The 22,728-nt window shown below is 50.5% G+C and carries 21 protein-coding genes and 2 pseudogenes; 13 read left to right on the top strand and 10 right to left on the bottom strand.

Features of this window, described 5'->3' with window-relative positions; genetic code table 11:
• Nucleotides 1–51: 51 nt before the first annotated feature.
• The 3 genes from I6L53_RS19505 to I6L53_RS19495 are packed head-to-tail and all read right to left on the bottom strand — an operon-like array spanning nt 52 to nt 3,613.
• A complete protein-coding gene (locus I6L53_RS19505) occupies nt 52–1,122 on the bottom strand; it encodes an ABC transporter ATP-binding protein (RefSeq protein ID WP_042325272.1) in 1,071 nt (356 codons plus the stop codon).
• Nucleotides 1,119–2,507, bottom strand: coding sequence for a phosphohexomutase domain-containing protein (locus tag I6L53_RS19500; RefSeq protein WP_042325274.1), 1,389 nt, complete (start codon nt 2,505–2,507; stop codon nt 1,119–1,121). Before I6L53_RS19500 ends, I6L53_RS19505 begins: the two co-directional genes overlap by 4 nt.
• Before the next feature lie 29 nt (nt 2,508–2,536).
• The gene (locus I6L53_RS19495; protein ID WP_042325276.1) at nt 2,537–3,613 is read right to left on the bottom strand and encodes a LacI family DNA-binding transcriptional regulator; all 1,077 of its coding nucleotides are present in this window, start codon (nt 3,611–3,613) and stop codon (nt 2,537–2,539) included.
• A gap of 172 nt (nt 3,614–3,785) precedes the next feature.
• Between I6L53_RS19495 and I6L53_RS19490 the strand changes: the two genes are divergently transcribed.
• The 6 genes and pseudogenes from I6L53_RS19490 to I6L53_RS19465 all read left to right on the top strand — a co-directional run.
• Nucleotides 3,786–5,075, top strand: coding sequence for an ABC transporter substrate-binding protein (locus I6L53_RS19490; RefSeq protein ID WP_042325277.1), 1,290 nt, complete (start codon nt 3,786–3,788; stop codon nt 5,073–5,075).
• A 9-nt stretch (nt 5,076–5,084) separates the two neighbouring features.
• Nucleotides 5,085–5,951: a carbohydrate ABC transporter permease gene (locus tag I6L53_RS19485; protein WP_042325279.1), complete on the top strand. Its 867-nt coding sequence runs from the start codon at nt 5,085–5,087 to the stop codon at nt 5,949–5,951.
• Nucleotides 5,952–6,779 carry a carbohydrate ABC transporter permease gene (locus I6L53_RS19480; protein ID WP_042325281.1) on the top strand — a complete coding sequence of 276 codons (828 nt, stop codon included), beginning with the start codon at nt 5,952–5,954 and terminating at the stop codon, nt 6,777–6,779.
• 11 nt (nt 6,780–6,790) lie between these two features.
• Nucleotides 6,791–8,377, top strand: a complete 1,587-nt coding sequence (locus I6L53_RS19475; RefSeq protein WP_042325283.1) for an alpha-glucosidase — start codon at nt 6,791–6,793, stop codon at nt 8,375–8,377.
• Nucleotides 8,358–9,416, top strand: a complete 1,059-nt coding sequence (locus I6L53_RS19470) for a glycoside hydrolase family 130 protein (RefSeq protein WP_042325284.1) — start codon at nt 8,358–8,360, stop codon at nt 9,414–9,416. Before I6L53_RS19475 ends, I6L53_RS19470 begins: the two co-directional genes overlap by 20 nt.
• A gap of 44 nt (nt 9,417–9,460) precedes the next feature.
• Nucleotides 9,461–9,628, top strand: a pseudogene (locus I6L53_RS19465) (tRNA-binding protein); the annotation flags it as partial.
• Between the two features lie 43 nt (nt 9,629–9,671).
• Here the strand turns inward: I6L53_RS19465 and ygjG are convergent.
• On the bottom strand, nt 9,672–11,051 hold the full coding sequence (gene ygjG / locus I6L53_RS19460; protein WP_167382378.1) for a putrescine aminotransferase: 1,380 nt from the start codon (nt 11,049–11,051) through the stop codon (nt 9,672–9,674).
• A gap of 430 nt (nt 11,052–11,481) precedes the next feature.
• Between ygjG and I6L53_RS19455 the strand changes: the two genes are divergently transcribed.
• Both I6L53_RS19455 and I6L53_RS19450 read left to right on the top strand, forming a co-directional pair.
• Entirely contained in the window at nt 11,482–13,002 is a 1,521-nt protein-coding gene (locus tag I6L53_RS19455) for a methyl-accepting chemotaxis protein (RefSeq protein WP_042325287.1), read from the top strand.
• A 310-nt stretch (nt 13,003–13,312) separates the two neighbouring features.
• On the top strand, nt 13,313–14,878 hold the full coding sequence (locus I6L53_RS19450; RefSeq protein ID WP_042325289.1) for a methyl-accepting chemotaxis protein: 1,566 nt from the start codon (nt 13,313–13,315) through the stop codon (nt 14,876–14,878).
• Here the strand turns inward: I6L53_RS19450 and I6L53_RS19445 are convergent.
• Nucleotides 14,875–15,426 (bottom strand): PadR family transcriptional regulator, encoded by a 552-nt coding sequence (locus I6L53_RS19445; protein ID WP_042325291.1) that lies wholly within the window; start codon nt 15,424–15,426, stop codon nt 14,875–14,877. The two genes, I6L53_RS19450 and I6L53_RS19445, sit on opposite strands and share 4 nt — an antisense overlap.
• A gap of 230 nt (nt 15,427–15,656) precedes the next feature.
• On the opposite strand from I6L53_RS19445, the gene I6L53_RS19440 reads away from it, so the two are divergent.
• Complete coding sequence (locus tag I6L53_RS19440) at nt 15,657–16,421, top strand: siderophore-interacting protein (protein ID WP_094465820.1); 765 nt, start codon at nt 15,657–15,659, stop codon at nt 16,419–16,421.
• A gap of 85 nt (nt 16,422–16,506) precedes the next feature.
• Nucleotides 16,507–16,845: a DUF1889 family protein gene (locus I6L53_RS19435; RefSeq protein ID WP_072015773.1), complete on the top strand. Its 339-nt coding sequence runs from the start codon at nt 16,507–16,509 to the stop codon at nt 16,843–16,845.
• 185 nt (nt 16,846–17,030) lie between these two features.
• On the opposite strand, the pseudogene I6L53_RS19430 reads toward I6L53_RS19435, so the two are convergent.
• A pseudogene (locus I6L53_RS19430) lies at nt 17,031–17,144 on the bottom strand (transposase); the annotation flags it as partial.
• A 450-nt stretch (nt 17,145–17,594) separates the two neighbouring features.
• On the opposite strand from I6L53_RS19430, the gene I6L53_RS19425 reads away from it, so the two are divergent.
• From I6L53_RS19425 to I6L53_RS19415, 3 genes are read left to right on the top strand one after another with little or no spacing between them, the layout of a single operon-like run.
• Entirely contained in the window at nt 17,595–18,077 is a 483-nt protein-coding gene (locus tag I6L53_RS19425; protein WP_042325296.1) for an Hcp family type VI secretion system effector, read from the top strand.
• Nucleotides 18,074–18,553, top strand: coding sequence for a DUF2778 domain-containing protein (locus I6L53_RS19420; RefSeq protein WP_042325299.1), 480 nt, complete (start codon nt 18,074–18,076; stop codon nt 18,551–18,553). Before I6L53_RS19425 ends, I6L53_RS19420 begins: the two co-directional genes overlap by 4 nt.
• A complete protein-coding gene (locus tag I6L53_RS19415) occupies nt 18,553–18,810 on the top strand; it encodes a hypothetical protein (protein ID WP_042325301.1) in 258 nt (85 codons plus the stop codon). Before I6L53_RS19420 ends, I6L53_RS19415 begins: the two co-directional genes overlap by 1 nt.
• A gap of 611 nt (nt 18,811–19,421) precedes the next feature.
• Here I6L53_RS19415 and I6L53_RS19410 read toward each other — a convergent pair.
• From I6L53_RS19410 to I6L53_RS19395, 4 genes are all read right to left on the bottom strand, one after another.
• On the bottom strand, nt 19,422–20,438 hold the full coding sequence (locus I6L53_RS19410; RefSeq protein ID WP_042325307.1) for an FRG domain-containing protein: 1,017 nt from the start codon (nt 20,436–20,438) through the stop codon (nt 19,422–19,424).
• Nucleotides 20,439–20,453: 15 nt separating this feature from the next.
• Nucleotides 20,454–21,482 carry a phage integrase gene (locus I6L53_RS19405; protein WP_042325309.1) on the bottom strand — a complete coding sequence of 343 codons (1,029 nt, stop codon included), beginning with the start codon at nt 21,480–21,482 and terminating at the stop codon, nt 20,454–20,456.
• A gap of 9 nt (nt 21,483–21,491) precedes the next feature.
• Nucleotides 21,492–21,707, bottom strand: a complete 216-nt coding sequence (locus I6L53_RS23855) for a WYL domain-containing protein (RefSeq protein WP_369451130.1) — start codon at nt 21,705–21,707, stop codon at nt 21,492–21,494.
• Nucleotides 21,708–22,106: 399 nt separating this feature from the next.
• A complete protein-coding gene (locus I6L53_RS19395) occupies nt 22,107–22,682 on the bottom strand; it encodes a phage repressor protein CI (RefSeq protein ID WP_042325313.1) in 576 nt (191 codons plus the stop codon).
• Nucleotides 22,683–22,728: the final 46 nt, after the last annotated feature.

Here is a 22,728-nt window from a genome sequence, read left to right as displayed (position 1 = left end):
GCGATGATTGTGATGGGATTCAAAAAAAGCCCCCGTTGCCGGGGGCGCGGATCAGGCGAAAGTCACACGTTTTCCTATCGAATCAAACAGATGAAGATGTTGCTCCTGCACGGTCAGAGTTAATGCGCTTTGCGCCGGGAAACTCAACTGCTGGAAGGATTTCAGACATAGCGATTGCCCTGCCACCTCCAGCCATACCAGCGTAGAGTCACCCTGTAGTTCGCAAAGACGGGTTCGTCCGTTCAGGCTAAAGTCGCCTGGTTGTTGGTATTGCATATGTTCCGGACGGATCGCCACGAACATCTTGTCGCCGTCACGTGCGCCTATCGGCTGGCGTGAAAGCGGAAAGCGAAGATCATCGGCAAGATGCAGCATGCCCTGCCGCCAGACGGCGGGCAGGATATTGATTTTAGGTGTGCCGATAAATTCGGCGACAAAGAGATTCGCCGGCGTGTTATACAGTTCGAGCGGCGTCCCTACCTGTTCAATTTTTCCCTTATAGAGCACCACGATGCGGTCTGCGAGCGTCATTGCCTCCACCTGATCGTGGGTGACGTAGATCATGGTGTTTTTCAGCGTGTGATGGAGCTGCAGGATCTCCTGGCGCATCTCCACGCGCAGCGCGGCGTCCAGGTTCGACAGCGGTTCGTCGAACAGAAAAAGCTCCGGCTGCTGAACGATGGAGCGCCCAATCGCCACGCGCTGGCGCTGGCCGCCGGAGAGATTTTGCGGAAGCCGATCCAGCATCTCGTCTAGCTTGAGCATCGCGGCGGCATGCTCTATCCGTCGGGCAATTTCAGCCGCCGGTGTGCGGATATTTCGCAGGCCAAAAGAGAGATTTTCCCGCACCGTCATATGCGGATAGAGGGCATAGGACTGAAACACCATTGAGAGGTTGCGTTTACCTGCCGCCAGGTGGGTGACGTCGATATCACCCATCATCAGTGTGCCGCCGTCAGGGGTTTCCAGCCCAGCAATCATGCGCAGCAGCGTGGATTTACCGCAGCCCGACGGGCCGACCAGAACGATAAATTCCCCGAAGGCGATCTCCAGCGAGAGATTTTCAATGATGGTGGTCTTGTCATATTTTTTATGAATATTCCTGAGGGAAAGGGTGGTCATAGCGTCTCCTTAGCGCCGGATTGAGCGGTAATCAACGTCAATACTTCATCGGTTTTTTGCGTAAGCAGGGCGGCATCGCCCCGTGTCTCTACGTTGAGCCGCAGCAGGGGCTCGGTATTAGAGGCGCGTAAATTGAAGCGCCAGTCGGTGAAGGCCAGGCTTATACCATCGCAGTCGTCGCGTTCAGGCGAGGCGGATTGATAGTGTGTAATGACCGCTTTCTGGATCGCCGCTGGATCGTCAACGGTCAGGTTGATCTCGCCTGAGACCGGGAAGCGCGCCCGGGCGTCGGCAATCCAGCAGGATAGCGGTCGATTGCTGTTACCAATAATTTGCAGCATCAGCACCAGCGGGATCATCCCGCTATCGCAGTAACCAAAATCGCGGAAGTAGTGGTGCCCGCTCATTTCTCCGCCGTAGATGGCGTCCTCTTCACGCATACGCGCTTTGATAAAGGCATGGCCGGTTTTACTGATGATGGGATGACCGCCGCAGCGGGTCACTATTTCCAGCGTGTTCCAGGTCAGCCGCGGGTCGAGAATCACCGTGCTGGAGGGAAAACGTTGCAGGAAGTGGTGTGCGAACAGCCCGACCAGATAGTAGCTTTCGATAAATGCCCCCTGTTCATCAAAGAAAAAACAGCGGTCGAAATCACCGTCCCAGGCGATCCCGAAATCGGCCTGATGCGCAATTACCGCCTGGCGCGTCGCCTGCCGATTTTCCGGCAGCATCGGGTTCGGCACACCAGCCGGGAAATGGCCGTCCGGCTTATGGTACAGACGAATAAAATCTGCCTGCACGCCTGCCTGCGCCAGGCTTTCCGCCAGCGCATCCAATGCCGGGCCAGCGGTGCCGTGCCCGGCATTGGTCACGATCCGCAGCGGGCGAGCCGGAGGACGATGAAGAAAGCGCGTCAGGCAGTGAACCCAAGCCGGACGATTGTCGTAAGGGATCACCACGCCGCGATGCGCCGCAGGAGGAAAAATATTGTGTTCAGCCAACGCTTTGATTGCCAGCAACCCGTTGTCATTACTGACAGGGCGCGCTTCTTCGCGCACCAGCTTCATTCCGTTGTATTGTGCGGGGTTATGACTGGCGGTGACCTGGATACCGCCGTCAGCCCGTAGCTCGCGGGTGGCGAAGTAGATCTCCTCAGTACCCGACAGCCCAATGTCGATAACGTCGACGCCGCTGGCGGTCAGCCCTTCGGCCAGCGCCGCTTTCAACGTTTCGGAGCTCAGGCGGATATCGCCGCCGATCACCACGCGTCTCGGATGCAGCCACGTGGCATAGGCGCAGCCAATACGAAAGGTGATCTCCGGCGTGAGATCGACGCCCACTTCACCACGTATGTCATAAGCTTTAAAACAGGTCAGTTCATCCATAATCCCACCCTCGATTAAGTAAGATACGCTCAGGCCGTTTCCCGCACGATCAACTGGTATTCCAGCACGTGATGGATTACGGGCCCGTTATTGAGGAGTAATTCCACGGCGATTTCGCCTTTGCGTTCCGCGTTCTGGGCAATGGTGGTGAGGCCAATACCGTTGGCATCGGGAATGATGTTGTCGAAACCGCTGATGGCCACCTGCTGTGGAATAGCGAGATGCTGGCGCTGGCAGTAGTTAACGGCGCCCAGAGCGAAGCGATCGGATAAGCAAATGAGCGCGCTGATCTCGGGATGGGTACTCAGCAGCGCCTCGGCGGCCAGTTCACCGTGCTGTTCATCATGCTGCGTTTCATACAGCCAGCAGGTAGAAAGCGGAATACCCTGTTCACGGAAGACGGAGCGACAGGCGTTGACGCGCGTCAGCATCAGTGTGTTATCGCCAGTGACCGCGCGTACCAGATGACGCATCCCCTGCGCGCCGGGGCGCGAGGAGAAGGCGATAATGCCGAAATGACGGTGACCTTTATCGAGCAAATAGCGGGTGATATCCTGCATCGCGCTGGCGTTATCAATCGACACGCTGCTGTATTCCGGCAATTCAAAATCAAGCGTGACCACCGGAAGATGGCGAGCCAGCGTCTGCTGAATAATGGCGGCGCTATTATGGGTTGCATTCAGAATATAACCATCGACCAGCGTGGTCAGCGATGGCGTTGCGTTAGCGGCTCCTTTTTGCAGGGGGATTAGCACGAGATTAATATTCTGCTCTTCACAGCGAACGGCGATGCCGCGCATCAGTTTTATGTCGTGCGGGTCGATAAACACGTAACTCATCGAATCGTTGAAGATAACGCCAATGGTGTCTGACTTGCCGGTGCGTAGCGCGCGGGCCAGCCGGTCCGGCCCCTGAAAACCCATTTCCCGGGCATAACATAAAATGCGTTCACGCAATTCGACGGAGAGTTTCTCTGGGTTATTCCATGCGTTTGAGATTGTAGTATGGGATATTCCCATTTCCTTGGCTAATGATTTAATGGTTATTTTTGCGGTTTGCCTTTTATTATATTTATCTGGCGGTATATTTTTGTTTTTAATATTCATGATATTTATATTTATTCTTTCCTGATGTTGGTGGCTGAGTTTATCGTTAAACAAAAATAGTTTTGTGATTTGTTTAACGTTAAACATAAATAAGGGGTGTTAGCGTACGCAACATTCAAAAGCAGGGTAGCGGTAAGCCAATAACACTTATTGAGAGTTAGGGAGATATATCGTGAAAGTTGCAGCGGTTGCTAAATTGACAGTATCAATATTACTTAGCCTATATATTTCTGGCTGTGGGCCTGATGAGAAAAAAGATGGACAGGTTGGGGGGAAAACACCGATAAAAATGTGGGTGGCACCTAACGAAAATGAAGAAGCCTTCTGGAATAAAATGATAACGGAGTGGAATAAAGACCCCGCCCATACTCCCGTGCAATTTACCCCTATACCTGCCGCCAACAGTTCGGAGGAAGCGATTATGAACGCGTTGGCTTCTGGAACCGAACCGGATATTTCCAGCAATATTTTTATTGGCTTCGCAAGTCAACTGGTGGATGTCGGGCAAATTGAGGATCTTTCCAAAATGCCCGGCTTTGATGACCTGGTGAAAACGCGCCAGATGACGTCGCTTCTCCCCGCCTGGAAGCTCAACGGTCAGCAGAACGTCCTGCCGATATACGTTAATCCTATCGTCTGGTGGTGGCGCAGCGACCTGCTGAAAAAGTACGGTTTCGACCATGCACCGACCCGCTATGACGAGCTTTATCAACTGGCGGAGCGTCGGGCGGCTGATAACCACGGTTACGTGATGCAGCTCACCGCCGGTAAGAACTGGTGGGAACGCTGGTTCGACTTTATTCCCCTGTACTACGCGCAAAGCGGTGGTAAAACTTATATTGCTGATAAAAAAGCAGCTTTTAATAACCCGGACGGTCAGTCGGTGCTGATATTTATGGGGAGAGTGTTTAACGGCAAGTGGAGCAGCTACGACTTCACCTCCGCTGACGATCCGCTGGCGACCGGTCAGGTTCTGGCCTCTGCCCGCGGACCGTGGGATCTTGCCCGTTACCGGAAACAGTATCCGGAGGTGCTAAAAACCATTCAGATTGGCCCGATGCTGACTGAAAACGGCACTGCCCATCCACACACCTTCGGCGACAGCAAGGGCATGGTGATGTTCAGCTCCAGCAAGCACAAAGCTGAGGCTTGGGCGTTTATGCAATGGGTCTTTGGTAACGCCGGGCATGACCGCACCTGGCTTGAACTGACTGGTATGCCGCCCGCACGTGCCGACTTGATGAGTAATCCGCTGTTTACTGAGTATTTTGTGAAAAATCCTCTGGAAAAAGATATTGCTTCTTACGTCGATGTGGCCCTGCCGCCGGTGGCGACCACGCAAACTACAGAAATTCAGCGCAGTATGACGCAAATGCTTGAACGGGTGATTTTCAACAACGAAGCCCCGGCAAAAGCGCTGGACCAGTCACAGCAGGAAGTTAACGCTCTGATGGCGCAATAAGGGGGCGTGATGGCTGGATATGATTCCCGTACCGGAGGTCTGCTGGCCTCCACCTGGATCGGTTATTCATTGCTGTTCTGGTTTTATCCGCTGGCCTGGCTGGCGGTGCTGAGCGTGACTCAGTGGCAATTTATTGGAACACCCCGGTTCTCGGGGCTGCAAAACCTGACTGGTGTAGTGAACGATAAACTATTCTGGACGTCGATGTGGAATATTTGTCGCTTTTTGATGTGGTACATCCCAATTGTTTTTGCTGCTTCACTTTTATTTGCAGCGGGATTACGACGCATTAAATATGGCAAGGGATTTATTGCGCTGAGTTTTTTACTCGCCAATATTTCTTCCGGGGTGGCGTATTCCATCGTCTTTTCTAAATTGTTTAGCGAATATGGTCCAGTGAACCAGTTTTTACGTGCACATTTTGGTATTTCCGTCCCGTGGTTTACTAACCCGGATTGCGCGATGCTTTCCATTGCGTTGATCGTGACCTGGAAATTTGTCGGCTATTATGGACTCATTCTTTATTCAGGGATGCAGGCGATTCCTAGCGATATTTACAGCGCGGCGATACTCGATAAAACAGGGCGTTTTAAACAGGGCTGGGCAATAACGCTGCCGATGATGAATCCGCAAATTGTCATGGTTATGGTGCTGGCGATTACCGTGGCTTTCAGCATCTTCACCGAGCCCTATTTAATTACCGGCGGTGGCCCCCTGAATAGCACCACCAGTCCGATGGTAGTGATGTATGAAGCCGCTTTCCAGAATATGAAACCAACATGGGCTGCCACCATGTCCATTATTGTTGCGGGTTGCAGTTTCGTGGCGATTTGGCTGTTCCGTAAACTGTTTGAAAAAAATATCGAGATTGTGTGAATGAAAAAACTCACTCTCCTGAGCCTGGTGATTCACGCGGTAATGTTTATTCTGGCGTTAAGCTGGCTCTATCCTTTTATCTGGATGACTGTTTCGTCGTTGAAACCGACGGCGGAGATCTACACTACCGGTCTGTTCTCCGGTCATCTGACGCTGGAAAACTACATCTTCCTGTTTGATAACAGCAACCGTGCCGACAAGCCTTTCTTACGTACGCTGTTTAACTCGCTGTATGTCTCTTTCGCCATAACCTTCTGCGTCACTGTCACCTCCATGCTGGTGGGCTACGCGCTGGCGAAAACCGAGTTCCGCGGCAAAAATGCGTTTCGTAACCTACTGATCGTTCAAATGGTTTTTCCGGTCTTTATGTTTATCATTCCGCAATTTGTGCTGATGCGCGAACTGGGTATGGTGAATAACTACAGCGCGATGATCCTGCCGTATGCCATGAGCGCATGGGGGATCTTTATGGTATCGCAGAGCTTTAAAGGTACGCCAAACGACTATCTGTATGCCGCGCGCCTCGACCACGCTGGATTGTGGGGCATTTTGCGCCACGTGATGATGCCGTTGAACAAATCCATTCTGGCGATCGTCGCACTGTTTACCTTCTCCAGCTCGTGGGACAACTTCCTCTGGCCGCTGATCGTTATGCGCGACGTCGAAAAGATGCCGTTCTCGGTGCTACTGGCAACTTTCAGCAAATCTTACGGCATCTATCCTGGTCCGGTAATGGCTGGGGCAGTGGTGCAGATGCTGCCGGTGGTGGTGCTATTTATCCTCTTTCGCAAATACTTCCTGCAGGGCATGTCGTTATCACTGAAATAAGGAATGAACCGGTGAACAAGCAACCCTGGTGGCAGGCGTGTACCTGCTACCAAATCTATCTACCCTCGTTTTGCGATGGTAACGGTGACGGCATGGGCGATTTTCCTGGCCTGCTGTCGAAGGTGGATTACCTTCACGAACTGGGCGTCGGCGCCATCTGGATCACACCGTTTTATCCTTCGCCGCTGGTGGACAACGGTTACGACATTAGCGATTACTGCGCGGTTGACGCGCGTTTTGGCACGCTTGAGGATTTTCGTAAGGTGGTGGCGCGTTGCCATGCCTGCGGAATTCGCGTGATTATCGATCTGGTGATTAACCACGTTTCGTCGGCACATCCGTGGTTTCGTGACGCGTGGAACAATCCGGCGAGCCGCTATCGCGACTACTTCCTGTTCAGCAAGCAGCCGAATAACTGGCAGTCATTTTTCTCCGGCAGCGCCTGGACCGCCGAGCCGGATACCGGGGAGTTTTACTATCACAAGTTTGCCCCCGAGCAGGTCGATCTCAACTGGGCGAACCCTGACGTGGAGCGGGAGATCTACCGGGTTGTTGATTTCTGGAAAGCGCAAGGCGTCGACGGTTTCCGCTTTGACGTTATCAACTTCCTGACCACCGACGGCATCGGCCCGGATAACCCGCAGGTAAATGGCGAGCAGCAGCACAATTTCGATATCAACCAGCCGGGCATTCTCGAGACGTTACGTCGGTTATGTCGCTATGTGCGCCAGCAGGGGGAGAACTTTTTAATTGGTGAAATTGGCAGCGAGGCACTGGATGTTCTGGCGCGTTATCAAAGCCCCGAGCTGATGGACGTGGTGTTTAACTTCAATATCGGCAGCCAAAAAACCTTTGATATTGCTCGATTGTGCGAAGCGATTAACGCCACGCAGGCGCAGCAGTCCGGGCTGCCTACCCTGTTTTTCTCCAGCCATGATATGCCGCGCATGATCGGTCGCTTTGGCGAAGGTTCGCGTGATACCGCGCGCGCATTGGCGGTGTTGGTATTACAGCTTACCGCACGTGGGGTGCCGTTTATTTATCAGGGCGAAGAGCTGGGTATGCCGAATTATTCTCCACTTACCGTAGAACAACTCTTCGATATTCAGGCCAAAACTCATTACCAAACCGCGTTACAGCAAGGCGCGAATGAGGTTCAGGCGCTGGCGCAGGCGGTGGAACATTCTCGCGACGGTTCGCGTGCGCCACTGCTGTGGTCCGACGCGCCCTTTGCCGGCTTTTCTACCGTTGCCCCGTGGATGCCCGTTTGCGAGGACTATCCACTCATCAACGCTGAACGTCAGCGGCAAGCGCCAACGTCCTTATGGCGACAATATCAGGCGCTCATCGCGCTGCGGGCAGCCACTCCGGCCCTCTGCGAAGGGGCGTCCAGTGAACTTGGGTTGACGGAGAGTTGCGTGTGGTTCACCCGCGAAACAGTGCAGGAGTCCGTGTGGGTAGCAATCAATTTTGGCGCGCCGGTACGGAATCCCTGGTGGGATATTCCTGCCGGAGTGCTGTACGGCATTGACGGCCAGTGGCTGGACAAAAATCAAATTGTGATGAAAAGGAGCGTTCATGAACAGACACAGCGGTAATCCGCTTATTACCCCGAAAGATGTGGTGCCTTCCTTGCCGGGGCGCAAAGTTGAATGTGTCTTTAATACCGGCGTCACCGAATGTAACGGCGAAATTATTCTGCTGCTGCGCGTCGCGGAAAGCGTGATCAACGATAATCCGCAGCAGATTGTGGTTCCGCTGCTGGAGCAGCAGGCTGAAGGTTGGCGGCAATCCACCAAAACTTTCGAGCGCAGCGACGATCGCTTCGATTTTTGCGACCCGCGCACCATCGTGCTCAAAAGCGATCCGGCGCAGGTCTGGTTAACCTCAATGTCCCATTTGCGCCTGGCTCGCAGCGTCGACGGCGTGCATTACGCCATTGATTCGCAGCCATTTATTATTGCCGACAGTCGCTACGAGGAGTTTGGTTGCGAGGACGCGCGTATTACTCGGATAGATGGCCTTTGGTATATCAACTATTCGGCGGTTTCTTCACTGGGGATCACCACCGCGCTGGCGACCACCCGTGATTTCATCACCGTGGAAAAACGGGGGCTAATTCTTTGTCCGGATAACCGCGACGTTTGTTTCTTTCCGGAAAAGATCGGCGGACACTACATGGCGCTGACGCGTCCCGCACCGTGTCACTTTGGACATCCGGAGATCTGGATCTGTGAGTCGCCAGATATGCTGCACTGGGGCAATCACCGACATCTGCTGGGGCGTTCCGGGGACGAATGGGATTCACGTAAGTCCGGCGGCGGCGCGCCGCTGATCAAAACCGATCGCGGCTGGCTGGAGATTTATCACGGGGTGGATGCCGGACAGCGGTACTGTCTGGGGGCGTTGCTACTCGATCTCGACGATCCTACGAAGATTCTCGCCAAATCGCCGGTGCCGTTGTTGGAGCCGACGGCAATTTATGAGCGGGAAGGCTTTTTCGGCAATGTGGTTTTTACCTGCGGGGCGTTGATTCGTAATAACACGCTGCACGTCTGGTACGGCGCGGCGGACGAATGTACCGCGCTGGCGACCATGCCGATGGACGCGCTCTGGCAGCATCTTGGGCTGGCGTAGTGTGCGACGACGTTGAGGCGGGCGATAGCGAATAAGGGCAAAGGGATGAACTGCGGGGAAAAACGGTGGCCGTGCTGTGCAATCTCCAGAAGGCCAAAATGCGAGGTGAAACGTCGGAGTGCATGCTGCTTTGCGCAGAGACGGATGACGGGGACGAAAGTGTTCTGCTCACGCCGGAGCGTTTAATGCCTGCGGGGGTACGGATCGTATAGGCAAAATAATGCCGGGTAAGCAAAGCGTCACCCGGCATTTTGTTTACATCTCTTCCACACTCACCCGCAGTGCCGCCAGGGCTTTACGCGCCGACTTCAGCACCAGTTCGCACTGCTCGATGGTAAGGGTGAGCGGCGGTTCGATGCGGATCGTTTTCGAGTTATTGAGCGTCCCGGCAACCAGCACCCGCTGGCGGAACATCTCGCTGGCGAAACGGTAGCCCGTTTCGTTGTCGACAAACTCGATTGCCATCAGCATCCCTTTCCCGCGCGCGTCCTGCACCAGATCGGGGTACTCCCGCGCCAGCTGACGAAAACCGTCCAACAGGATATCGCCTTTCTGTTCCGCCTGCGCTGGCAGGTTCTGCTCCAGCAACACATTGATGGTCGCCAGCGCGGCCGCACAGGCCAGCGGGTTACCGCCAAAGGTGGTGGTGTGCAGGAACGGGTTATCGAACAGTACAGAAAAGACCTCTTCGGTGGCGATCGTTGCGCCAATCGGCATCACGCCGCCTCCCAGCGCTTTTGCCAGGCAGAGAATGTCAGGCTGCACGTTCTCATGTTCGCAGGCAAACATTTTGCCGGTTCGCCCCATACCGGTCTGGACCTCATCGAGGATCATCAGCGCGCCAAACTCGTCGCAGAGTTTACGCACGGCGGTAAGATAGCCCTGCGGCGGCAGGATCACGCCACCTTCACCCTGGATGGGTTCCAGGATCACCGCCGCCACATCATCTCCCGTTTTTTTGCATTCGCTGAGCGCGGTACGCATGGCCTCAATATTCCCGAACGGAACGTGACGGAAGCCCGGGAGCAGCGGCATAAACGGCTTGCGGAAAGTGGATTTAGCGGTGGCGGACAGCGCGCCCAGCGACTTACCGTGGAACGCGCCACTGGTAGCGATAAAGGTAAATTTGCCGCGCGGTGACTGGTAGGCCTTCGCCAGTTTTAGCGCCGCTTCGACCGATTCCGTACCACTGTTGCAAAAGAAGCTGTATTTCAGTTTTCCGGGGGCCAGGGCGGCAAGGGTTTTTGCCAGCATGGCCCGCAATGGGTCAAGCAGTTCCTGACTATGCAAAGGTTGTTTCGCGAGTTGATTCTGTACGGCGGAAACCACAACTGGATTACGGTGCCCCACGTTGAAAATGCCAAAACCTCCCAGGCAGTCGACAAACTCCTGTCCCTGGGTGTCGACAAGCGTATTCAGACCTCCCGCTTGCCACTCTACGGCTCCGTAATCCCCGCCGGCGGTAACAGATTTGCGATACTCTAAAAACCCCGGATTAACATGCTCTTTGAAGTAATCAATCACCTCTCGGTTAAGTGCTTTCATCTCCTCATGATCAAGCGTTCGCTTCTCAATGAGATTCAGTGCGTGTGCGCTACAGGCCAAAGCCGATGCGCTGGAAGGTAACCTGTTCAAAATATGCTCCCGGGGCTCGCGTATCACATGATACCGATTTAAGTATTGCAGGGATTGCGCCATCCCGGCGGCGCTAATGAAAATCGGGATAAACACCAGGGAGAATAGTTGTTGTGCAACATTTAATCTTATTTGTTAACAGTTGATGCGTTTTTGTGCAGGGCAAAGATCGCACGAGAGTGGCTTCAGAAGGGGCGACTGCGCCGAAATAGTGCGAAAATTGTGCAATTACAGTGCGTATCACTCAGGGTGATTTTATAGTTTCATTATGAAAGTATTTTAAATCAATCAATTAGAATTCGTACAAATCGTGAGGTTTAATCGCAAATTGCGATCTAAATCAAATTTAACATCTAAAGATAAATCTGTTAGCGCCGAAATAACATCTGACAAAAAGTTAACAACCAGATAACTAGCACAGGACGCGACTATGTCTTCTCAGCGCTACGTTACCCAGCAAAATACACCGCTGGATGACGATACGACCCTCATGTCGACTACCGATCTTCACAGCAATATCACGCACGCCAACGATACGTTCGTCAATATCAGCGGTTACTCACTCAATGAATTGCTGGCGCAGCCTCATAACCTGGTGCGTCATCCGGATATGCCGAAAGCGGCCTTTGCCGACATGTGGTACACCCTGCAGCAGGGCGAGCCGTGGAGTGGCATCGTCAAGAACCGCCGTAAAAATGGCGATCATTACTGGGTTCGGGCGAACGCGGTACCGATGGTACGCGAGGGAAACGTGATGGGATACATGTCGATCCGTACCCGCGCGACGGACGCGGAGATCGCCGCCGTTGAGCCTTTATATCAGGCACTCAATGAAGGCCGTTGTTCGCGCCGGATCCACAAGGGGCTGGTGGTGCGTAAAGGATGGCTCGGGAAACTGCCGGCAATGCCGGTGCGTTGGCGGGTTCGCAGCGTGATGGTGCTCATTTATGGCGTGCTGGCGGCGACGCTGCATCTGTCCGGCGCGTTAGGGTTCGCACAGTTGATGTGTGCGCTGGTGATGCTGCTGGGTACGGCAACTTTTGAGTGGCAGATTGTCCGTCCGATTGAGAATGTGGCAAAACAAGCGCTGAAGGTCGCGACCGGAGAGCGGAACAGCGTGGCGCATCTTAATCGCAGTGACGAACTGGGGCTGACGCTGCGCGCCATCGGGCAGCTTGGTCTGATGTGTCGCTGGCTAATCAATGATGTTTCAAGCCAGGTGTCGAGCGTCAGAAACGGCAGCGAAACGCTGGCGAAAGGTAATGACGATCTGAATAAGCATACCCGCCAGACGGTCGATAATGTGCAGCAGACGGTGACCACCATGAATCAAATGGCGGCGTCGGTTAAGCAAAACTCAGAAACCGCGTCCGCCGCCGATAAGCTGTCGATTGCGGCCAGTAACGCGGCGACGCAGGGCGGTGAAGCGATGGACACCGTGATTAAAACCATGGATGACATCGCCAACAGCACGCAGCGCATCGGCACCATCACTACGCTTATCAACGATATCGCTTTCCAGACGAATATCCTTGCGCTGAACGCCGCGGTTGAAGCGGCCAGGGCGGGTGAGCAGGGGAAAGGGTTTGCCGTTGTGGCGGGTGAGGTACGCCACCTGGCCAGCCGCAGTGCCAGTGCGGCGAACGATATTCGTAAGCTGATCGATGCCAGCGCGGATAAAGTGCAGTCTGGCGCCCAGCAGGTCCATGCGGCGGGGCGCACGATGGATGATATTGTCTCTCAGGTCCAGAACGTCACCCAGTTGATTGCGCAGATCAGCCATTCTACGCTGGAACAGTCCGATGGCTTGACCAGCCTGACGCGTGCGGTGGATGAACTTAACCACATTACACAAAAGAACGCCGAACTGGTTGAAGAGAGCGCCCAGGTGTCCGCTATGGTTAAACACCGCGCCAGCCGTCTGGAAGATGCCGTGACGGTGCTGCACTAACCCTTTCCTTTATCCTCATCAACGCTTACCTGTAACGGTAAGCGTTATTGTAATAATAATGTTAATGATATATTAAATATTACTACCTACGGGTTATTTCTCTATTTTATTAACTTCTTTCAATTTCTCTCTTCTGGCTATTTAGGCATTATAAAAAATCGTTTATATAACGATCGGTCTGCCTCTATCCATCGTCAAAAACTATTTACCAGCAATTATTGATAATAAAAAGCGATCAATATCATAAAGTTAGTGAGATTGTTACCGATAAAGGAATCTGTCTGAAGAAAACTATCTCCAGGGAGAATATATGTTTTTGCGTAACATGAAAATTCGCTCAAAATTATTTATCGCGTTTGGATTGTTTATTGTACTGATGATGGTGAGTTCGGGCCTTTCATTATTTAGCCTGGACCGCGCCAACAGCGGTATGCAAAACATCATTACCAATGATTATCCCATCACGGTAAAAGCCAACAAGCTCATCGATCATTTCCAGGATTTTGTCAGTACGCAGCAACTGATGCTGATGGACGAAGAGGGACAGTGGGCCCAGACGTCACAGAAAAAACTCGACACCATCAGCCAGCAAATTACGGTGTTGCTGGATGAACTGAACGCCGCGCCGCTAAACGCCGAATCGAAAAATGTCATTGCCGGGATCCGCGACGTGCGTGAGCAGTATCTCGCCTCCCGATTTCGTATTCTGCAGGAACTGCAAAACCATAACCGACAGGCGGCGATGCAGGAGATGATGACCACAACGGTTAATGTACAGCAGGCCTATAAAGCTAAAGTTCAGGCATTGATCGCCATTGAAGACAGGCAGATGCTGCGCGCCGGCGCACAGGTGGAAAGCGACTTTAACACGAACCGGGCGCTGCTTAGCGCCCTGGCGCTCATCGGTATTGCTGCGGGCTGTATCATGGGCTGGTATATCGTGCGCTCCATCACCCGGCCACTGAATGAAGCAGTGCAGTTTGCCGAAGCAATCGCCGAGGGGGACCTGACCCGCAATATCATTACCACCCAGAAAGATGAGACCGGCGAACTGCTACACGCGCTGATGGTAATGAAAACTCGTCTGCTGGAGATCGTCCAGGAAGTTCAGAACGGCTCGGAGAATATTTCCAGCGCGGCGGCGCAGATTGTCGCCGGAAACCAGGATCTGGCTGCACGTACCGAAGAACAGGCGAGCTCCGTCGAGCAGACCGCCGCGTCGATGGAGCAGATCACCGCCACGGTTAAAAACACAGCCGAACATACCGGAGAAGCGACGAAACTCTCTGCGGGGGCGGCGACCGTCGTAAAAAACAATGGTGAGATGATGAATCAGGTGACGCAGAAAATGCGTGTGATTAATGAAACGTCTAACCGGATGTCAGACATCATCAACCTGATTGACTCTATTGCCTTCCAGACCAATATTCTGGCGCTCAATGCGGCGGTCGAGGCTGCGCGAGCCGGTGAGCATGGCCGTGGATTTGCCGTGGTGGCGGGAGAAGTTCGCCAACTGGCGCAGAAAAGCGCGTCTTCTGCCAGTGAGATCCGTCATCTGATTGAGGATTCCACCGGTCAGACTCAGGAAGGGATGCAACTGGTCGAGAAGGCTAACGCCCTGATTAACGGTATGGTAAACAATGTTGAGGAGATGGATGTTATCCTGCGGGAAATTGGCCAGGCCAGTCGTGAGCAGACGGATGGCATCTCGCAGATCAACAGCGCGATTGGCCTGATTGACGCCACCACGCAACAGAACTCCTGTCTGGTCGAGGAGTCCGTTGCGGCCGCGGCGTCACTGAACGAGCAGGCGTTACACTTAAAAGAGATGGTGAAAGTGTTCCGCGTTCGCGAAGGTGACGCCTTGCCTGCTTAATCAAGCTGAGTGATTTCCAGCGCCGCGCGGTCGATCACGCCAATGATCTTTTTAAGCTGCGCGTCGCTGATGTCACCCTGGTTGACCCTCAGATCCAACACCGCTTTGAAGTTTTCCAGCGCTCGCTTCATCTGCGGGTTCTTACGCAACTCAAATCCAACATTGCGTGCGTTAACGCGTTCCTGGATGTGACCGAGATGTTCACGATTCTCCTCCAGCCACTGTGCGCCGCCGTCGGTAATAGTGATTTTTTTACGTCCGCCATCCTCTTCGCTTATCGTAATAAAGGCCTGATCCTGGAGGAAATCCAGGGTTGGATAGATCACGCCAGGACTCGGCGTATAGTTGCCCTGCGTCAGATTCTCGATGGCTTTGATCAGCTCATAGCCGTGGCTGGCCTCGCGAGAAAGAATGTCCAGAATCACCAGACGCAGCTCCCCATGACCAAAAAAGCGCTGACGCCGTCCGCCGCCTCTGCCGTGACGATGTTCGCAACCGCCGTGATGATGCCCTTCGCCTTTACAGCAACCTTCCTGATGATGTCGCATGTTACTCTCCTGATGTGTTTTAGATATATCTAATTTATATCTAAACCATGAATTTTGACAAGTTCAATATTGGTTTGTTTTTTAACTTAATGAATTTAAACACTAAATATTTTCAGGTGCCACTTTTCAGGCGCTATCAAAAAATGACTTGCAATCCCGGTGATTAACAATCATTATCATTTGAAAATTAATTTCGATATATCTGATTATCACATAAAGGCCAAAAGATGATGGATAAAACTTCACGTTACCCTCAGCGCGTACGCAATGAACTGCGCTTTCGCGAACTTACCGTTCTGCGCGTAGAACGTATTGGCACGGGCTTCCAGCGCATTGTTCTTGGCGGCGATGCGCTGGAAGGCTTTAGCTCGCGTGGTTTTGACGATCACAGTAAGGTGTTTTTCCCGCAGCCTGGCAGCCATTTTGTTCCGCCAACAGTGACGGAGGAAGGCATTGTCTGGGGGGAGGGCGTACGTCCGGCGTCTCGTGACTATACGCCGCTGTACGACGAAGCCCGTCATGAGCTGGCGCTGGATTTCTTTATTCACGACGGCGGTGTGGCAAGTGGTTGGGCTATGAAAGCGCGCGCAGGCGATACGCTGACGATCGGCGGGCCACGTGGTTCGCTGGTGGTGCCGGAAGACTACGCTTACCAGCTCTATGTTTGTGATGAGTCCGGTATGCCAGCGTTGCGGCGTCGTCTTGAGGCGCTGAGCCGCTTACCGGTAAAACCGACGGTGACCGCGCTGGTGAGTGTTGCCGATCCAGCATATCAGGATTACCTCGCGCATCTGGATGAGTTTGCCATTGAATGGCTGGGACACGATGAGCAGGCGGTTACTTCGCGACTGGCGCAGATTGAGGTGCCGGAAGAAGATTACTTCATCTGGATCACCGGAGAAGGAAAAGTGGTGAAAAACCTCAGCCAGCGCTTTGAGCAGGAACCGTTCGATCAGCAGTTAGTCCGTGCGGCGGCTTACTGGCACAACAAGTAAAGTGAGCGCCGTCGGGACAATGAAATTTAATGATTTCTTTGCTGCTGAAATCGGTTTAAGGTCATAGGGTAGTCTTGTGTTTTACATGGTAAATTTTAAGGATAAAAGTATGCCTGCAGTCATTGATAAAGCATTAGATTTCATTAACGGTATGAACACCTCGGCTTCTTCACCTGAACCTATGGATGAAAGCACGGCGAAAGGAATTTTGAAGTATTTGAAAGAATTAGGGTGTCCGGCGAGTGTTGCAGATATTACTGCCCGAGGAGAGCGGGAGGGATGGAACCCTGGGTTTACGCAAAAACTGGTTAAGTGGGCTGAGAAGTTTGAAGCCGGTGAACGGGTTTTGATTAGAGACCCTGAATATTTTTCATTGTATATGCGTGAGCAGCTTCAGGAGCTGGTCGAAGTTGAGCGCGCGTGAAGCCAACAACTTGCCTTGATGCTCTTGCCAGCCAGGGAAGAGCATCCCTTTCTCTTATTTCCGCGCTGTTGTAACTCATTGAATTTGCTGGCCCCTGCTGGACTTGAACCAGCGACAAGGTGGTTTAGGTAAGATAAATCACTATTTCTATCTTGTGTGGAAAAACAAGCAGTTAAACCTCAAGCAACTTTCCCATCATGACGAACTTTTACAACAATGCAGTCCATATAAACAATGGCATACAGCGCATCCAACTGCCGGTTTTGCCACTTAGTAACATGCTCTTTTACCGCACCGGTACGATAATAGCGGCTCAAGTTGAGCCACTAAATTACTAAATGTACTCCGGGGCATCGCCCATCCACGAGGCGACGTTCGCGCGGAAAACGACTGGTTTTTTGCATTTCATTGGCATCATCATCATCGGCTTAACTTATTGTTATTTAATGTGGCGAATTTTCAATGATGGAGGGTTGTTTATTTTTTGCTCATCATCCGACGCGCCGCCAGCCCATCGAGTCAGCCTACTTTTTTTAATTTCGCGGGTGTGAAAATTTGATGAGGTGGGCCGTCTGCTATGCAGGCATGCCTGGCGATTCCATGCCCCTTAATAGATTGAGTGCAATTATTTATATGAATTATTCATAGTAATAATTTATCGAGGTTTCTGTGCTTATAAAAAATTACATTTTTTAAAATTCAGTAGCTGTAAGGTTTGGTTGATTTTTCAATTAAATGGAATTAATAAAATGGCTATACCGGCTTATTTATGGCTTAAAGACGACGGCGGCGCGGATATTAAAGGCGGTGTTGATGTAAGGGGTCGCGAGGGAAGCATAGAGGTGCTCGGGTTCGGTCACGGTTTGTTCCTGCCTACAGACAATAATACGGGCAAGATCACCGGCACGCGGGTACATAGCGCGCTCAATTTTGAAAAGGAGTTTGATTACTCCAGCCCCTATCTTTACAAGGCCGTTGCCACCGGCCAGACGCTCAAAAGCGCCGAATTTAAGTGGTACAAAATTAACGATGCAGGCCAGGAGGTGGAATACTTTAATATGCTGCTGGAAGGCGTCAAAATTGTTTCTGTATGCCCGCTGATGCACAACTGCAAAAACGAAAGCACTGAGAAACACAATCACCTCGAGGGGATCGCCCTCCGCTACGACAAAATCACCTGGAAGCATTGCGACGGGAATATCATTTTCTCTGACTCATGGAACGAACGATGATCCAGTGTACGTTCAGGCTGAACGGAAACGGTTTATCAAACCTCAGTTGTCCCGGTATTGGTTTCTTTCCCGCGTATTCAGGCTATGAGGGTACTCACAGAAATAACCCTGCCTCCGTGAATGTTCCGAATGCAGGCCCGTTACCGCCTGGCAAATACTATATTGTCAGCCGCCCGTCTGGAGGCCTCAGAACGATGATTCAGGATTGGGCAGCTACGCAGTACACCGGTTCAGATCGATCGGTCTGGTTTGCGCTGTATCGGGAGGATGGAAAAATTGATGACTGGACGTTTATAGACAAGGTGGAGCGCGGCCATTTCCGGTTACACCCGGCAGGCTATAAAGGCGTTAGCGAAGGCTGTATAACGCTGCCTGGCACGGCGCATTTTGCTGTACTGCGGGAGGCGCTTTTGAGAACCCCTACGATGCAGGTAAGCGCAACGTTGGCCGGATACGGCACGGTACAGGTTTACTGATGAAAGCTATTCATATTGCCCTGATGTGGCTGCTATCTTTCGCTGTATACGCTGTGGTGCTTATCCTGATGTATGCGCTTGTTCCTGCTGGTGGTCTATTTGCTCTATACGAAAACATCGCCGGCCCGGTTCCCGGTGCTGAGTGGGATAACATTTACAGCAACGTGATAATACTTGGCAGTGCCGCAATAACCTTCCTGCTGGTGTGGCTGGTGGCGTTTCTGGCAATGAAAAGATTACGCAAGCGATCGGTTTAAACTGACGCGGAAGATGACAAAACAAGGCCCGTTTATGGGCCTTTCACCCCTGCGAATTCGCAATTCACTGCAAATCCCTCCTGAGCACATTGCTGTGACTGGCTTTGTGCGTTTTCATAAACTGCGAATTCGCAGTTTTCCATACTAAGAAATACTAAGGTTTTTTACGTATCCGGAGCGAGATGCGATCCTGTTTGCGTAGGGCATTACTGCAGAGTGGAGGCAAAGAACAATCATGAGCATTTCAGCCAGGCAAAAAGCCATCATTGTGGCCGCGCTTATCGAAAGGGACAACGAAGAACTCACACCTTACCTGTGCCGCGAACTGGAGCGGGTGATCGCTGGGGATGCAGCCGGCGCGAACGTTTTATGCAGAAGGTTAGATCCCCGGAAAAACAAAGTGCCAGCGCATTTAGCGCCAGCCCTTGCGGTGTCTGGTGGCCCCTGCTGGACTTGAACCAGCGACCAAGCGATTATGAGTTCCTACCGGAACAACCGGAAATCAATGGGTTGCTTTGTTTATCATTGACATAGATTGCCACTATTTGCCTGTAATTACCCATTGTTCGCCATTTCTACCGCCACTTTATCGCCACTAGGATCTTTTTTTGTTAGAATCGCAGTACAGATTTTAAATCTTCAACCACACCACTATAGCCAGGAAAAATGGTTGCCTCACTAATTTTTATTTCTCTCAAATATTTATTTACTTTGATTGCTTCGCTACAAGGTAATGTTAACTTTATAAGAATATCTTTTGTGTCTATTTTCCCATCGTTTTTGTTATAGTTAGATATTGCATTATCCAATGCGATGTCTAATGTTCGGTAGTCTGTACGCAGTGAGTCGAATGTATGATCACTGATTAAGGAATCCGTTTCTTTGCAAGCATTTAAATAATCACAAACCATACTGAACTCATTTTCTTTTAGTGTGGATTCAATGTAGGTAAAAAGCCCTTTTTGAGATTTTGCATTCTCATTCCATTGATAGTGGGGGCTGAATATTCTAACGTCTGAGTGTGGAGATGCAAACAGTTTAGAGAGCTTATTATAGTTTAACATCCATAATGATATTTTTTTTGAGTTATCAGGCTTAGAGGTGAAATTAGTTGCGAAAAATGATGCTACATATTGATTAAAGGACCAGTCGATAAGTCTTGTTGGTAGTCCGTAGTGTTGTGCTAATGCTGCTATCTCGAATGAATCTTTATTAAGCCATTTGTCGTGGCCATATTCTTTCATTAGTTCATCAAAACCAATATAGCCATCAATCTCCATTTGCTTACTCATGATGTCAGAGATGGGAACGTATAGGCCATTTTCATTAGCAGACCTATAAAATCGCCTCAATATAGTCAATTCAATCGTGTTGTGAAAAAGAGAAATATTAGTAACACCTACTTTATTAATTATTTCCTTATACTCACCGCTAACAATATACATCTTTGCGATTTTTATGAGAGCTAGATTATTTGTTTTTCTCATGATGTTTGGGTGTAGTAAATATTCTTCGTCAGAATGCCCTCGATAAACGTAATTATTTAAATCATAGGGGGTGCTCCAAGGTGTTAATTGGTTGAGGAATTCTTTTGCTGTATTGCAATTTATAATTGTTAATGTGGACATTCACTTATCCTTTTACTAAAAATTGGCTTTTTTTGGGCTGTTGATATGTATATCATTTAAAGGATTAAATCTAACTGCATCTTCTAAATGATCAGGGGCGAAGTGCGCATATCGCATCGTCATTTTGATGTCGGTATGGCCAAGCACGCGTTGCAAGACAAGAATATTGCCACCATTCATCATAAAGTGACTGGCGAAGGTGTGGCGCAAGACGTGTGTAAGTTGTCCTGCGGGTAATTCGATGCCTGTTCTTTCCAGAGCAGATCGAAATGCGCCATAACAATCACTAAACAACCGGCCTTTTTTATTATCAGGCAGAGACTCATAGAGCTCTTTGCTGATTGGGACGGTGCGGTTTTTTCTGCCTTTCGTGTTGGTGTATGTGATTTTGTATTTCGCTAGCTGGCTTTTTCTCAGACTCTCGGCCTCAGACCATCGTGCGCCAGTGGCGAGACAGATTTTTACCACGGTTTCTAAATCAGGGTGGTCATGTCGTTTGCACTCTCCGAGCAGTTGCGAAATTTGGTCGTGAGTTAGCCAGGCCATTTCCATTTCTTCTGTGCGGAATGGGCGCATATTTTTCAGTGGGTTTTCACCCTTCCATTCTCCGAGGCGGTTTAGCTCATTGAACACTGCCCGGAAGTAGGCCAGCTCAAGATTAAGCGTGCGAGGCGATACCTCTTTTACTCGGTTTGAACGAGCATACTCACCTTTTAACCGTTTTTCCCGGTAGCGGGAAAACATCTGCGCATCGAAATCGCGTGCGAGTGGTTCGCCCATACAATCAAAAGCATGGTGCATGGCTAACTGACGTTTCAAGCCGTCTTTCAGCGTAATGCCATGAGCGCTATACCATGAATCAACCAGCTCTTTTAACGTGCGCCTGTCCTCCTTTTCTTCCTGCCACGGGTTTTGAATGGTGTACTGTTCAAATGCCAGTGCCTCGCCTTTAGTAGCGAATTTCTTTCTGATACGTTTGCCTTTTGCACCGTTTGGGTAGAGCTCACAAATCCAACCGCCAGCAGGATTTTTACGCACGGTCATTAGTTAACCTCATTCCTCATATAGCTGGACAATCCAGTCATAAACATTGATTAATTCGCCAGTATTGCGAACTACAATTTCACTATTTTCAATTCTGTCTATGCGGAAAGTCCTTAGCTGCCTGCGTGAGTGACAGAAACCAGTAATGTAGTCTGCGTCAACATTTTTAACGTCAACCTCTCTATAAGTAGAGTTGTTGCTTGAATCGGTATATCCAAAAGATATATTTTTAAGCTCATTTTTTCAGAGCTTATGAGTTTCTTTTTTGATGAAATTACCTTTATTTCTTCATGGTTAAACGCTTTATCATTATTGTTGATTTTCGTTTTTATTACTGATAGAGGGGAGTTAGCATCTTTATTAAGCTGAAATCGACGATAAGAAAGACAGAAAACAACCGCAACCATAATAAATGCAGCTATTTGGTCTTCATTTTTATAAACATCAATAGCTCTAAAGATGATGCTAAATGCAAAGATACCTTTGATAAATTTTATTACCGAATTTCCCTGCGACCTGAAGTAAACAACTGCAGAGAAAATAGCCAGACATAGAAATAAAATAGTAATTATAATGTCCATTAATCAACCTCGTTCCTTAGGTTATTTCAATAAGTTATTATTTTTAATTTATTTCACTATATACACCCACTACACGGCCAATCGTTTTTATCTCATCTATCCCGCACTCAAACGGTACTTTTCCGCCCGCAACGTGTAACTTTTTGCCGGGTAGGAGCGTTAATTCTCTGATGCTGGTAGCCCCCTCAATATCAACCAACCAAAGGCCATCAGAAAGTGAGGCATCTTGTTCTATGAAGTGCAGCTTTCCATCGGCGCGAACAGCAATACCTTTTGACATTTGCTTGCTAAAAAAACCGGCGTCAATACTCAATGGTGAATTTTCTTCGAGTTTTCCATCACTCAGAGTGAAGGAGTCTATCGTTTTCGGATCCGTTGGGGACGGTTTGCCATCATATTGAGAGCCTTGCCCCGTAAGAAGCCATAGCAGGCTTGCTCCAGTTTCTAGTGCGCACTGCACGGCGAAATCATAAGAAACAGTGCCTCGCGTGTAACGGTTTTGTAGGGAACTGGCGGCAATATTAAAGTGCCGAGCTAGCTGGATTTTTTGAGTAAAACCATAGACTTGACAAATTCTATCCAGTAACTCGTCATTATTCACATGAGTATCAAGTATCAAAATTTATTCCTTTGGGTATTTACTAATATTCAAACGAGTATTAGTA

Origin of the sequence: Citrobacter farmeri, from assembly GCF_019048065.1 — a bacterium.
Taxonomy (GTDB): Bacteria; Pseudomonadota; Gammaproteobacteria; order Enterobacterales; family Enterobacteriaceae; genus Citrobacter_A; species Citrobacter_A farmeri.
Note: the sequence above shows the minus strand (reverse complement) of the source record. Positions and strands in the feature narration are given on the sequence as shown.

Coding starts and splice junctions, on each gene's coding strand:
- I6L53_RS19505 (WP_042325272.1), bottom strand. CDS start 1,122: ATGACCACCCTTTCCCTCAGGAATATTCATAAAAAATATGACAAGACC.
- I6L53_RS19500 (WP_042325274.1), bottom strand. CDS start 2,507: ATGGATGAACTGACCTGTTTTAAAGCTTATGACATACGTGGTGAAGTG.
- I6L53_RS19495 (WP_042325276.1), bottom strand. CDS start 3,613: ATGAATATTAAAAACAAAAATATACCGCCAGATAAATATAATAAAAGG.
- I6L53_RS19485 (WP_042325279.1), top strand. CDS start 5,085: ATGGCTGGATATGATTCCCGTACCGGAGGTCTGCTGGCCTCCACCTGG.
- I6L53_RS19480 (WP_042325281.1), top strand. CDS start 5,952: ATGAAAAAACTCACTCTCCTGAGCCTGGTGATTCACGCGGTAATGTTT.
- I6L53_RS19470 (WP_042325284.1), top strand. CDS start 8,358: ATGAACAGACACAGCGGTAATCCGCTTATTACCCCGAAAGATGTGGTG.
- I6L53_RS19455 (WP_042325287.1), top strand. CDS start 11,482: ATGTCTTCTCAGCGCTACGTTACCCAGCAAAATACACCGCTGGATGAC.
- I6L53_RS19450 (WP_042325289.1), top strand. CDS start 13,313: ATGTTTTTGCGTAACATGAAAATTCGCTCAAAATTATTTATCGCGTTT.
- I6L53_RS19445 (WP_042325291.1), bottom strand. CDS start 15,426: ATGCGACATCATCAGGAAGGTTGCTGTAAAGGCGAAGGGCATCATCAC.
- I6L53_RS19440 (WP_094465820.1), top strand. CDS start 15,657: ATGGATAAAACTTCACGTTACCCTCAGCGCGTACGCAATGAACTGCGC.
- I6L53_RS19435 (WP_072015773.1), top strand. CDS start 16,507: ATGGTAAATTTTAAGGATAAAAGTATGCCTGCAGTCATTGATAAAGCA.
- I6L53_RS19425 (WP_042325296.1), top strand. CDS start 17,595: ATGGCTATACCGGCTTATTTATGGCTTAAAGACGACGGCGGCGCGGAT.
- I6L53_RS19420 (WP_042325299.1), top strand. CDS start 18,074: ATGATCCAGTGTACGTTCAGGCTGAACGGAAACGGTTTATCAAACCTC.
- I6L53_RS19415 (WP_042325301.1), top strand. CDS start 18,553: ATGAAAGCTATTCATATTGCCCTGATGTGGCTGCTATCTTTCGCTGTA.
- I6L53_RS19410 (WP_042325307.1), bottom strand. CDS start 20,438: ATGTCCACATTAACAATTATAAATTGCAATACAGCAAAAGAATTCCTC.
- I6L53_RS19405 (WP_042325309.1), bottom strand. CDS start 21,482: ATGACCGTGCGTAAAAATCCTGCTGGCGGTTGGATTTGTGAGCTCTAC.